This window comes from Desertibacillus haloalkaliphilus (assembly GCF_019039105.1).
GTDB classification, from domain to species: Bacteria; Bacillota; Bacilli; order Bacillales; family KJ1-10-99; genus Desertibacillus; species Desertibacillus haloalkaliphilus.
Genome location: NZ_JAHPIV010000005.1, coordinates 46,047 through 59,550, shown reverse-complemented (window position 1 = coordinate 59,550; position 13,504 = coordinate 46,047). Strand labels below are relative to the sequence as shown.

The window sequence follows — 13,504 nt, the reverse complement described above, 5'->3', positions numbered from 1 at the left end:
TCCTATGTCAGTAATGAATAAAAGCTATCCCAGAGGTAAATAGGGATAGCCAAACAACCATTTGTTATTATTCTTGGCAACCCGACTATCTTTATCCAAGAGGATTTTAGACTCGTAGCTTTGCGTCCTTACCTTTCGATAAGTTTGCCTTTTTCTATTATAATGAATAGGGCTAAAATCATGGGCATAAACCCTTTTTATAGCATAAAGGACTTGTCACTCTTTGTCGATACTAGCACGATTTGTCGAAAAATTAGGTAAATAAGGACAATACTAATATCACAACGCTTTTTAAACTTTCGGCAAGTCGCTTTAAACCGATGGACAAGGAAAATAAATTTCAATGATAGACCCGCTTAAAATAAAAAACAGGGATAAACAGTATTTGTATGTTAAAGTCCCATATAGACCAAGCTTTGTATTGAAGAACGAAGGAGTGAGGATATGCCGAATTTAAAAGATGATGTCATTCTTATTACTGGGGCTAACCGGGGGCAAGGTAAAGCTATTGCTCAGCACCTTGCCTCATTAGGGGCTAAAGTGGGAATTGGTGCTCGGAGCTATGATGAGGCTATAGTAGTGGCTAAGTCGATTGGAGAAGATCGCGCCTTTCCGATTCAGTTAGATGTCAGCAAGGAATCCGAATGGAGGGCAGCAGTCGATAAAGTGATAAACAAATTCAATAAGATTGATGTGTTAGTGAATAATGCTGGAGTTTTAAAACGAAAAGCTTTTAAAGAAACAACATTAGAGGACTACCAGCAGTTGATTCATGTTAATCAACTTGGAGTATTCATGGGGATGCAAGCTGTTATTCCACAGATGGAGAAACAGCAAAAAGGCTCCATTATCAACAATGTGTCGATTTCTGCATTTGCTCCAATTAGTAGGTCTTCTACTTACGCTGCAACAAAAGCATCAGTGGTTGCAATGTCAAAAGCCGCAGCTATTGAATTAGGCCCAAAAGGAATTCGAGTGAATATGGTCCATCCGGGTGGAATCGAAACAGAAATGGCCACTCAAGGAGAGGGTGTTCCTGATTATTACGATTCAGTTCCACTAGGACGAATTGGACAGCCAATTGAAATTGCTCAGGTTGTTGCATTCCTTGCCTCTGACGAAAGCTCTTATTGTACGGGCACAGAAATTGTTGTTGATGGTGGAATGACATTAGGTACTACGGACGAGTAAATAAGTGAAACTTCGTTACTGGCGTTTTTCCTGACCTTTAAAGGATTAAATTAGCTAAACCAACATCTATGGATACTGACCCCCATAAAAACCTTGTGCCTCCATAGCAAGGGAATTGATCTGCTCCCTTAAGTCATTTGATGACGAAAGGGAGCATTATAGGATTTACGATACAGAGGACATATTGAGTCATTTACATTTATCGTATACTTTTGCTACTAGAAAATTAATCAAGAAGGTGAACGTCATCACCTACGTGAATGTCACCTGTTTTTATCACAGAAGCATACACGCCAAAATTATTGTTCCTTTCTTTTATAACGGTTTGATGTAAACTTGAATCTTTTTCGGCACTATCAGGATTAACAGTAATAATCATACACCTTTTACAATGGCCTACAAATTCCACCTCTACTTCAGTTCCTATTTTAATACGTCGGCCAATCCATTCTTCTTCAATAAAAGGTACTTTATCCTTTAATGAAATAAATAAATTAGGACGGAATCGCCTCGAATCAACTTCGTCCTTTCCCCATAGTTCTTCCAACTTATCCAATGAAGCATCTGTGGCAAGTAGTATGTGTTCTACAGCAATGGGTCCAATAGGTACATGTGAAGGAGTATATTGCTTAGTAGAGATTTTTCGTTTCGATTTGTTTTCCAATTGTTTAATTAATTCTTGATCCTCCCAATCAAATACCTTCCCCTCAGGCGTGATGACTTCGACTTTAGGATATTCCTCTAATGCTTCTTCTCCCACAAACCTAGCTTTATATCGAACCATTTCTTGGAGTTCCGTTATGGTTAAGAATTTCTCTTTTTTTGAATCATCTAAATAAGCATGACTACGATCTCCATATAAACCATATTCCATTATTTTAGATCGTTGTACACTTTCTCCCCGAAAAGATTTTACCGGATGACGAATAATTTCCTTGATTTGACCGACTAACATGTCTTTCACTCCCCTATATTCATTTTAATCTAACTTTCAGAAATTAAATTTATCTCTAGTATCAATACAGTTCAACACTCTCTATTCTCAAAAAGTTTAAATAAATACATTCCTTTAAAACAGGGTACCTTAATATAACTAGATTTTAGGAGGAATGTGTTTATGCCAAAAAAATTTAATAAAGAGAATGTTACGATCGGATCGAATGATGCAATTCGAGGAAAGCCATCGTTAGATATTGACCGTGTTTTCAATGTTAAAGAAACAAAACATTCAGAAGAAAAGATGAACAAAAATTAAGTAATTACTTCTAAACCAACAAGCTAAAACTATTTAGAAATGCACTTTAATAGATTAGCTGGATTTTGGGATAACAGATGTGAACGCAAAGATCTTTGCTATCATTTCTAAACTTATTGAAATCACGAAAGGTCCAATTTAATAAATAACAGATGTAACCACTAATCAAATGGAAATAGGCTGGGACAAAAGGTTGGTGTTTATACCTTTTGTCCCAGCCTCGAGGCAATGAGCGTAACCGTCACCAACTTTTTAAAAGACCGGTGTGAGTGAGTTTCTCACAACTGGCATGTGGCGAGTGAAGCCATTGCCAATATTTATATTTTAACTTGTTTTGTCCCGACCCTTGTCCCGTTTGAGACAAAAACCATTCTTTTAATCACCCTTCATACAATTAGCTCCTATTTGCTTCAAAGAGTAGGTATTCGTAAGTGTCGAAACGAATACCTACATTTAAGCTTATCAGGATTACTAGTTGTTATTTAAGGTCAAAACGATCTGCATTCATAACTTTAACCCAAGCAGCAACAAAGTCACGCACAAACTTCTCTTTATTATCCTCTTGTGCATAAACTTCTGCGATCGCACGGAGAACAGAGTTTGAACCAAACACAAGGTCAACTCTAGTTGCTGTACGCACGACTTCACCTGTCTTGCGATCACGGCCCTCATATATTGCTTCGTCTACAGGCTTCCACTCTACTCCCATATCAAGCAAGTTAACAAAGAAATCGTTAGTCAGTGTACCTACACGATCAGTGAAAACGCCGTGCTCAGTGCCAGCATAATTTGTACCTAGCACTCGCATACCGCCAACAAGTGCAGTCATTTCTGGTGCAGTAAGCCCAAGTAGCTGTGCCTTGTCTACTAGTAGTTCCTCTGCACTTACACTATACTGCTTCTTCTGATAGTTACGGAAACCATCCGCAACAGGCTCTAACACGTCAAAGCTTTCTGCATCTGTTTGCTCTTGCGAAGCATCGCCACGTCCAGGAGCAAACGGCACAGGAACATCAAATCCTGCATCCTTTGCAGCTTTCTCTACCGCAGCAGTACCACCAAGTACAATTAAGTCGGCCATGCTGACTTTCTTTTCTAAATGGCTTTGAATTTCTTCATATACTGCAAGAACTTTTGCAAGTTGTTCCGGTTGGTTTACTTCCCAATCCTTCTGTGGAGCGAGACGGATACGCGCACCATTTGCACCACCACGCTTATCTGAACCACGGAATGTAGAAGCTGAAGCCCAAGCAGTTGTGACGAGCTCACTAATTGTAAGTCCGGAATCTAGAATCATCACCTTAATCCGCTCTACTTCTTCATCTGTTAATTCATAATCAACAGCTGGAACAGGATCTTGCCAGATAAGATCTTCTTCTGGAACTTCTGGTCCTAGATATCTTGAACGAGGTCCCATGTCACGGTGTAACAATTTGAACCACGCACGAGCAAATGCATCTGCAAACTCCTCTGGATTCTCATGATAACGACGAGAAATTTTCTCGTATTCTGGGTCAAAACGTAATGCCATATCCGCAGTCGTCATCATTGTTTGAACCTTCACTGATGGATCCTCTGCATCTGGTGCAAGATCTTTTTCATCAGGATCTACCACAAGCCACTGCCACGCACCTGCTGGGCTCTTTGTCAGCCACCATTCATACCCAAATAATAAATCAAAGTAGCCATTATCCCACTGAGTCGGATTCGCCGTCCAAGCACCTTCAATACCGCTTGTGATCGTGTCACGACCTTTTCCGCTTCCGTGTGTGCTTAACCAACCTAAGCCTTGTGCTTCAATAGGGGCTGCTTCAGGTTCTGGTCCAACATGAGCTGCATCCCCAGCACCGTGTGCCTTACCAAACGTATGGCCACCGGCTACTAGCGCAACCGTTTCTTCATCGTTCATTCCCATACGCGCAAAGGTTTCGCGAATATCACGAGCACTTGCAAGCGGATCTGGTTTGCCATCTGGGCCTTCTGGGTTCACATAGATAAGACCCATCTGAACAGCCGCAAGCGGGTTTTCAAGCTCACGATCACCTGTGTAGCGGTTATTACCTAGCATTTCAGTCTCATTACCCCAATAGATGTCTTCCTCTGGATGCCAAATGTCTGCACGTCCACCACCAAAACCATATGTCTTGCCACCCATTGATTCAATAGCAACATTACCTGTTAGAAGCAATAAGTCAGCCCAAGAGATTTTGTTTCCATATTTTTGCTTAATTGGCCAAAGCAGACGTCGTGCTTTATCTAAGTTACCATTATCAGCCCAGCTATTAAGTGGAGCAAAACGCTGATTGCCAGTTCCACCGCCTCCGCGACCATCACCTACACGGTAGGTACCAGCAGCATGCCAAGCCATACGAATAAAGAATGGGCCATAATGTCCATAGTCAGCTGGCCACCAATCTTGACTGTCTGTCATTAGATCTCGAAGATCCTGCTTAAGTGCATCATAGTCTAACTTATTAAATTCCTCTGCATAATCGAAGTTTTCTCCCATCGGGTTAGACTTTTTATCATGCTGATGTAAAATATTTAAGTTTAATTGATTTGGCCACCAATCTTTATTCGTCGTACCACTAGATTTGGGACTTGTAGCTGCACCTTGATGAAACGGGCATCCTCCAGTGTTAGAAGTGTTTTTAGTATCCATATACGATTCCCCTCTCCATATCAATAATTAGTAAATCATTTAACTAACGTATACAATCCTATTTATTTTTCACTTACTTCCCATACCCCATAGAAGTAAAAGTTAAACATAACCCAATGATAACACTTATCACTTTAAAGTCAATATTTATTTATAACTATTATTAATAAATAAATTATATCAAACATTACACTTATAAATACTATGAAAATTAAGAGAATAAATGCATAAAAAATGAGGAGGGGTTGACCCCTCCTCATTTTTTATAACCCATAACTCGGTTTGTGTTTATTTTTCTTAACTTATCCCTGACAATCACCCATTTTTTCGTAAATTATCCTTCTTTTCCACCTTATTACATACTTTATAAGGATGAGGATTGATCAGGCGCTTAAACTCAACTTAGCTTAGTTTTTTCTGTTGTATTCGATTAAATCAGATTATCCTGGTTTCCAACCTACTCATGAAGAAATGTACAAGCAACAGAACCGATCCCTGTTGCTTTATAAAACATTAATTGAGGCTCATTTGAGAATGTTTGATATAGTTAAAATTTAGTTCTTATTGAACAGTGGTAGCCCTTTACAGGTGTTAAATGGAAATCCTTTTCCCATAAGTTCGTTTTCCAGAACTTTCTTTTGAGTTGAGGGAATTCTTTCTTAAGTATCTTTGAACTAGAAACCTTAAAATCTTCAACAAAATCAGCTACATTACCAAAAGTTTGAACATTAATATTAATGAAGAGATGGTCTTGTTCAGTACACCAATGATTTATATCAATATGATATTGCGCTCCAATATCTTCAAAAATCATTTTACACCGATCAGATATTGTTTGATCGAATACCTTTTTTCTAGACTTGATATACAACGTTAAATAATAAGATGAACTATTTACCTTTTTATGGTTCACTAACATTTTTTAAACCCCATTTTATAAATTAATGTTTATTAAACGCTGAGCAGTTATGTAATACTAGAATATTATAACAGAGACCCCCTATAAAAGAACAAGTATTTATTATAAATACTATGAAAATATGAAAAACTATCACTGAGTTTCACTGACCTTCGTTAAACGAGGTAAACAGTGATAATCACTTTAGAATCGATTTGCTATTTCTCGACTGTTTTTGCTAAAATTTTTTACCAGTTGTTGAAGGTAGATGACGGAGCCTCTATTACCATTGGATTTGGTAAACGAGAGCTTTCTTTCGAATAACGTGGAAAGTTAAGTGAGTAAAAATAATTGAGGTGAAAATGTGAAGAATGTTAGTTCAGTTTTTTGGTACGCACTAATTATATGTGTAGTACTAGTCGTTTGGGGAGCCGCTGCGCCTGAGCATTTACAATCCTTATCCTCCAACGTGACTACATATATCTCCGAGGTGTTCGGATGGTACTACTTATTAATTATTATGCTATTGTTGACATTTTGTATCTACCTCATCTTTTCTCGCTTTGGAAAGATTAAATTGGGGAAAGATGATGATCAGCCTGAGTTTAGTTTAGCTTCATGGTTTGCTATGTTATTTAGTGCTGGAATGGGAATAGGTTTAGTTTTTTGGACGACGGCCGAACCGATTTCCCATGCATTTATAAGTCCACCAGGGGCTGAGGCTGGATCTAATGAGGCCATCAGACAGTCGCTCCAATATTCTTTTTTTCATTGGGGTGTACATGCGTGGGCAGTATATGGCGTTGTGGCGCTCGCTTTAGCTTACTTTAAGTTTCGCAAAGGCCTTCCTGGATTAATTAGCGCTACACTTATCCCTATTTTTGGAGAAAAGAATATGCGCGGAAAAGCAGGGACAATAATTGATACCCTCGCGATCTTCGCTACTATAGTGGGGGTAGCTTCAACCCTCGGCTTTGGTTCCGCACAAATTAATGCCGGCTTAGCTTACCTTTTTCATACACCGAATAACTTCGGAATGCAATTATTGATTTTAGCTATTGCCACTGGTCTATTTATTTTCTCTGCGTGGTCCGGAATCGGAAAAGGAATAAAATATTTAAGTAATGCCAATATGGGACTTGGATTTGTACTATTACTGATGTTATTTATCGTTGGCCCTACCTTATACATCTTAAACATGTTTACTTCTACGCTCGGAAGCTACATCGCTAACTTTTTTGATATGAGTTTCCGTATTTCTCCATTAAATGAAAGTGGTCGTACATGGATTGACAATTGGACAATCTTTTACTGGGCATGGTGGATCTCTTGGGCTCCATTTGTTGGGATTTTTATCGCTAGGATATCCAAGGGCCGTACAGTTAAAGAATTTTTGCTAGGTGTGCTTTTTGTCCCTGCATTTGTATGCTTTATCTTTTTCGCCGTGTTTGGTGTTTCCGCCTTGAATATTGAACAAAACGGAATTGATACAATATCTAGCTACTCTCTTGAAACGACAACGTTTGGTGTCCTTCAAAATTACCCAATAGGTGAATTAATGTCACTTATAACGATCGTTGTCATCGCAGTCTTTTTCATTACTTCAGCAGACTCAGCAACGTTTGTCCTTGGAATGCTAAGTACAGGAGGCTCAATAAACCCTGCTAATTCAGTTAAAATTGTTTGGGGTGTTGCCATGTCAGCAATGGCTGCCATCATTGTTTATTTCGGTGGTATACAAGGGCTACAGAATATGTTAATAATTGCTGCACTACCATTTTCCATTGTCATACTGTTAATGGGATCCTCATTTTACAAGGCAGCCAATCAAGATGTTGAAAAAAGAACAAAAAGAAAAGACCGTAAGAAGAACATAGAGAAGAAAGTGACTCGAGAAGTAAGTTAAAGCTTCTAGTGATTTGCCTAGAATCTTTACTCTTCTAAACCACCTGCTGGCTGAGGGTGGTTTTTTCTTTTCTTTATGTTTCGCCCATTCATACCATTTCTTCGCTACTCATCTAAACGTGTTCGAGACTAATGTTTTCACTTGTATGATGCAAAACGTAAAAACACAGCTCCAGCTCGTCTGAGTAAAATGGAATGAGAAAGGCTTGGATTTTAATATCATCCAAGCCTTTCTCATTCCATTAGTACCTTGTTGAATCCTGGTTACATTAAATTGTCAGCTCATTTTCCGTTGATTTTATACGGTTAGAGAAACCTAAGTTCGTTTCGTTCTTTTAGAAACGCTCATTGCTTACTTAACTATGAAGTAAAACGTAACTTGGAATCTGACGCGTTAATGCTACCTATCGTTTTCACTCATTATATTTGATAATCAATTATATCAGAGGTATATTTTCGTGACTCCTTGTAGTTAAATCCTTTTTCTTTTAACACCTTTTCTAACGAAAGATTGATGGGTTCGGGATAGTGGCGTTTCCATACAGCTTTATTTACCTTATCTCGAATTGCGCCCTTCATGTTTGCGAACAAAAACCTGATATCGTCTTCCTCTTGGTAATACTCAATGATTTCACCTAACGTTTCAACGGATATCGTATCAATATCATTTACGCCTGCCATATCAATTACTACCCACTTTGTTTTAGGTTTGTGACGAATAAGCCCCTTTATCTTTTCATCTAAAATAGAGCTATTTGCAAAGTGCAAGGAAGAATCAATACGAACCAACAAGACATCTTCTAACGTCATTGCATTTGGATAGCGACTTAAATCTCTGAATGCTTTCTTCTCTTTTATATACCCTACCTCTATAATATTAAGTTTTGTACTTCTCATTAAGATCAGCAATAGTGTAAAGATTGCTCCTAATAGGATGCCCCATTGAATCCCTACAAATAAAGTTATTGTAAAAGTTGTGATCCACGTCCAACCTTCAAATGGATTGACTTTATATAAATGCTTCAATTCATTAATATCTACTAATTTATATACGGCTACAACAATAATGGCAGCAAGGACTGCATTCGGTAAATAATAAAAAAGTGATGTGAAAAACAGGATCGTAATCATGATAAATAGACCCGTTACAATTGATGTAAATTGACTGTGACCACCTGCTTCTTTATTGACTGCTGTTCTAGAAAAGCTACCACTAACAGGGTAGGAATGAAAACATGCACCAAAGATATTAGCAATACCTAAAGCCTTCAACTCTTGGTTCGCGTAAATTTTATACTTTCCCTTTCGTCCCATGGTTTTAGCAATAGCAAGGGACTCCATAAAACTAACGATGGCAATCGTAAATGCCATTGGCAATAGCATTTGAATGGAATCAATATTGAGATTAGGTAATGCAAAAGAAGGAAAGCCATTTGGAACTCCTCCCACAATTTGAACCCCTTTATGATCCAATTGAAAAAATGAAACCAGCGCAATGGATACAATCACAACAATAAGTGCAGCAGGCATACGACCTTTCATTCGTTTTAATCCGAGAAGCATAACAATACTCCCGGCTGCAATGAAGACGGTGTATAAATTCAGTTCATTCACATGTTGGATGAGCTCAAATAAGAGAAGATGAACTTGCAAATGATTCGACATATCTATACCTAGTAGATGCTGAACCTGACTCAGACCGATCACAATGGCGGCCGCTGACGTGTAACCATTCAAAACAGAATGTGGGATAAATTTTACAATAAATCCTACTTTCAAAAGGCCAAATAAAAGCTGAATGATCCCTACCATGATTGTAAGAACTAATACAAGTGAGATATAATGCATTGAATCCGGTTCGGAATAGACCGAAACCCCCGTGAACACAAGTAAGGAAGTTGTTGCAACAGGTCCGATCGACAAATGCTTTGAAGAAGCGAAAAAAGCATAAATAAAAAGAGGGATTGTTGATGCATATAACCCCATGACAGGAGGCAGACCTGCAAGCATAGCATAGGCCATCCCTTGTGGAACAAGCATTATAAAAAGGGTGAAACCAGCGATTACATCATTTTTGATGTTTCTTTGATTAACATTTAATTTTTGAAGGAGTAAATTAGTTTGTTTATTGCTCATCTCGAAATCTTCCCTAATGAATGACTTTCTTATTTCTATTTTAACATTATTATCTTACCTTATTGATAGAACAACTTATTAGATAATTATCATATGTTAATTGTAGGATACCTGTTTCTACTGCAATACACGTTTAGAAAAAAATAAAAAGGCAGGAATGAGAAGACCTGTTACTGGAAAAACAGCGCCCAAACTTCCTGCAATATTATAACAACGAAAAGTTCATGCTTTTAATCAAATCGCATCCAATACTCAGATTTTATTTAAACCAATGGAGTGGCTGTGGGTCCGTATTTTGATACACATGCTTTAACTCTGTATATTCTTCCAGACCAATAGAGCCTAGCTCTCTCCCAATACCAGATTGCTTATATCCTCCCCATGGTGCTTGTGGGATATATGGATGGAAGTCATTAATCCAAACAGTTCCCATTCGTAATTTTGAAGCGACACGTTCGGCCTTTTGAATATCTGTTGTCCAGACTGCACCTGCAAGTCCATAGATCGAGTCATTTGCAAGTTTTGTTGCTTCTTGTTCGCTGTGGAACCGTTCAACTGTTAGAACAGGTCCGAATACTTCTTCTTGTACAATGGTCATTTCAGACGTGCAATCTGTAAAGATAGTAGGTAAATAGAAGAAACCGTCTTGTAAGTCTGAATGATCTGGTCTTGCACCACCTACAAGGAGTTTTGCTCCTTCTTTCTTCCCTATTTCAACATATTGTTCAACCTTTTCACGATGTTCTTTGGAGATCATAGGTCCTGATTGTGTTTCAGGGTCAAATCCATTTCCAAGTTTAATCTTTTTAACTCGCTCCACTAACGCGTCAACAAACTGGTCATGGATAGAATCTTCTACTAGTAATCTTGCACCTGCAGAACATACTTGACCTGCATGGAAATATACTGCATTTAAAGCTTGATCTAATGCCGTCTCAAAATCACAATCGGCAAATACGATATTCGGATTTTTCCCACCAAGTTCAAGCGCAATTTTCTTCATATTTGTACTTGCTGCTTGCATAATCTTTTTCCCAGTCATAATTCCACCTGTAAAAGAAATCAGGTCAACATCATGACTGACTGCTAATTCGTTTCCAACAGTTGCACCTGCACCTAATACCAGGTTTACAACACCTTTTGGAAACCCTACCTCCTCCATTAATTCAAAAACTTTGATTGTTGTAAGAGGTGTTATTTCACTTGGTTTCATGACAAGTGTATTTCCAGCTGCTAAAGCAGGCGCAATTTTCCATGCTGCTTGTAATAATGGATAGTTCCAAGGCGTAATTTGACCACACACACCAACAGGCTCTCTTACGACTTTACTTTTTGAATTAGGAATTGGCGAATCAATGATTTCACCACCATGTTTATCAGCAAGCCCTGCATAATAGCGGAAGACACCGGCGATATCTTGCATATCAGCTTCACTTTCTGTTACCGTCTTACCTGTATCTAATGATTCTAATCGAATAAGTTCTTCTATATCTCTTTCAATTAAATCTGCTATTTTAAAGAGCTTTAAACCTCGTTCCGTCGCTGGAGTACCCGGCCATTCCCCATAGTCAAATGCTTCACGGGCTGCAGAAATGGCTTTTTTCGTATCTACTTCATTTCCTTCTGTCACACTTTCAACAACTTCTTGATTAAACGGATTAATAATCTCACGTGTTTCTTTTGATTCAGATTCAATCCATTGTCCATTAATGAACATTTTTTTCATGATAAGCCACCTCTGTTTTAGTTTATTCCGGACTTTTCGCTATTTATATACAATTACGTTCTCATCTTCTACTTTTACCTTGAAGTTTTTTAGCTTGAATTTTGAATTTGCAAGCATGCATCCTTCATTTTTTATATCAAACTCACGTCCATGCCACGGACAACGAAGAATATCCCCTTCTCTTTTAAAGTCATATTCTCCTAGATTATCAGTTGGCTCTGGTGCACCACAAATTTTCCCTTTCGATAATGCAGCACCTTGGTGAATACAGCGATTTAAAAACGCGTAATATTCTCCATCTGACGCTCTTGCAACTACAATCGAATGCTTTCCAAATGTACTTTCCATCATTTCGCCTGGATTTAGATCCGTTTTTTTACATACAATTACTTCTTGTACGACTTGTTGCATTATTTCTCCCTCCCAATACGTTGAAGTTTTGGATAGAAGTTTCGCGCATTTTCAGAGAAAAGCTTACGTGTCAAGTCTTCTCCAAGGTTCGGAGGTAATGATTCATACGGTGAATCGTAATCCCAATGTGGATAATCCGTTGAGAATGAAACCATTTCATCTGAGCCCATTTGTTCTATAATTTGTAGAAACTCTTTCTTTGTCATTTCCTCTAAAGGCTGTGTTGTAAAGCAAACATGCTCACGGATAATATCACTAGGCATCCTTTTAATCCATGGTACTTCATGACGAAGGTCTTTATATTGCTGATCCATTTTTCTCATAAGGAAAGGAACATACGTAAATCCACCTTCAATCATCATTAATTTCAATTTTGGGAACTTTTCAAATACACCGTTAAAGACCATGTTTGTTACCTGCATCATATGGGCAGTTGGAATTAACGTATGCCATTCAATAAAGTATCTCGGCCACTGTCCATAATGAATCGGTGGTTCGTTATGATGCATTCCAATCATTAAATCATGGCGCTCTGCGGCTTCAAAAATCGGATGATAGAAAGGATCTCCCCATAATTTATCATCAATTGGAAGAAGGACCTGTACCATTTTCGGATGTGATCCTACTCTTTCAATTTCACGTACAGCGGCTTGAGGATCTTGGGCGGCAATATGAACTGAACCATAAAGGCGTTCATCTTTATCTAACCAGTTTTCAATTTGCCAATCGTTATATGCGCTAGCAAGTGCTGTCGCCATCTCATACCAGCCATGCATTGATGAAGGAGATGGATCAAGTGCACCTGTTAAAATACCAACTTCATGACCAACCGGGTCCAATAGTTGCTCTTTCATAAATGATAAGTCAGAGCCTGCCGGACGGCCATCTGGGACTCTCGCATCTGCTCGGTCAACACCTGCTACAGCTGGTTGTGTATATGGCATATGTTTTTCCTGTAACCAGTGACAATCAGTAATGTACCTTCTATACGGCTGATCTAAATAAGGTAATAAATCTTTATATTGTGCTCTTTCATGAATATCTGTATCAATTAAATGTAGTTTACTTTGTTGTTTCGTATTTTTTTGATCTTTTGTTGTCGTCTTAACCAACTTTGTTTCCCCCTTACTATTTTGCTCAACTGAAAATCATCTTAACAAAGGCCTATCAAAATCACCAAACCTACTCACTGGCACTGAATTGCATTCATCTCGTTCAGTGAAGGCCAGTGACGCTCAGTGAACGTCAGTGACGTTTTTTTATTTTCTATAATGAATAGGAATGTCTGACACACCACTCTATAAAATACCGTAAAATTTA

General features: G+C 38.3%; 10 protein-coding genes and 1 riboswitch. Of the genes, 3 read left to right on the top strand and 7 right to left on the bottom strand.

What is annotated here, in order from left to right:
• Positions 1-72 precede the first annotated feature (72 nt).
• A riboswitch (cyclic di-GMP riboswitch) is annotated at positions 73-159 on the bottom strand.
• Between the two features lie 285 nt (positions 160-444).
• Entirely contained in the window at positions 445-1,191 is a 747-nt protein-coding gene (locus KH400_RS06845) for an SDR family NAD(P)-dependent oxidoreductase (RefSeq protein WP_217223257.1), read from the top strand.
• Between the two features lie 226 nt (positions 1,192-1,417).
• On the opposite strand, the gene KH400_RS06840 is transcribed toward KH400_RS06845, so the two are convergent.
• Complete coding sequence (locus KH400_RS06840; protein ID WP_217223255.1) at positions 1,418-2,146, bottom strand: MOSC domain-containing protein; 729 nt, start codon at positions 2,144-2,146, stop codon at positions 1,418-1,420.
• A gap of 162 nt (positions 2,147-2,308) precedes the next feature.
• On the opposite strand from KH400_RS06840, the gene KH400_RS06835 reads away from it, so the two are divergent.
• Positions 2,309-2,446: a hypothetical protein gene (locus KH400_RS06835; protein ID WP_217223253.1), complete on the top strand. Its 138-nt coding sequence runs from the start codon at positions 2,309-2,311 to the stop codon at positions 2,444-2,446.
• A gap of 478 nt (positions 2,447-2,924) precedes the next feature.
• Here KH400_RS06835 and katG read toward each other — a convergent pair whose 3' ends face one another.
• On the bottom strand, positions 2,925-5,108 hold the full coding sequence (katG, locus tag KH400_RS06830; RefSeq protein ID WP_217223252.1) for a catalase/peroxidase HPI: 2,184 nt from the start codon (positions 5,106-5,108) through the stop codon (positions 2,925-2,927).
• A 547-nt stretch (positions 5,109-5,655) separates the two neighbouring features.
• A complete protein-coding gene (gene tnpA, locus KH400_RS06825) occupies positions 5,656-6,027 on the bottom strand; it encodes an IS200/IS605 family transposase (protein WP_217223250.1) in 372 nt (123 codons plus the stop codon).
• A gap of 343 nt (positions 6,028-6,370) precedes the next feature.
• Between tnpA and KH400_RS06820 the strand changes: the two genes are divergently transcribed.
• Positions 6,371-7,912: a BCCT family transporter gene (locus tag KH400_RS06820; protein WP_217223248.1), complete on the top strand. Its 1,542-nt coding sequence runs from the start codon at positions 6,371-6,373 to the stop codon at positions 7,910-7,912.
• Between the two features lie 419 nt (positions 7,913-8,331).
• Here the strand turns inward: KH400_RS06820 and KH400_RS06815 are convergent, their stop codons facing one another.
• The 4 genes from KH400_RS06815 to KH400_RS06800 form a co-directional block, all read right to left on the bottom strand.
• Positions 8,332-10,047, bottom strand: coding sequence for a SulP family inorganic anion transporter (locus KH400_RS06815; RefSeq protein ID WP_217223246.1), 1,716 nt, complete (start codon positions 10,045-10,047; stop codon positions 8,332-8,334).
• Between the two features lie 259 nt (positions 10,048-10,306).
• The gene (gene betB, locus KH400_RS06810) at positions 10,307-11,773 is read right to left on the bottom strand and encodes a betaine-aldehyde dehydrogenase (RefSeq protein WP_246589424.1); all 1,467 of its coding nucleotides are present in this window, start codon (positions 11,771-11,773) and stop codon (positions 10,307-10,309) included.
• 39 nt (positions 11,774-11,812) lie between these two features.
• A complete protein-coding gene (locus tag KH400_RS06805; RefSeq protein WP_217223245.1) occupies positions 11,813-12,184 on the bottom strand; it encodes a Rieske (2Fe-2S) protein in 372 nt (123 codons plus the stop codon).
• On the bottom strand, positions 12,184-13,296 hold the full coding sequence (locus KH400_RS06800; RefSeq protein ID WP_217223242.1) for an amidohydrolase family protein: 1,113 nt from the start codon (positions 13,294-13,296) through the stop codon (positions 12,184-12,186). The genes KH400_RS06805 and KH400_RS06800 overlap by 1 nt, the downstream gene beginning before the upstream one ends.
• Between the last annotated feature and the right edge of the window lie 208 nt (positions 13,297-13,504).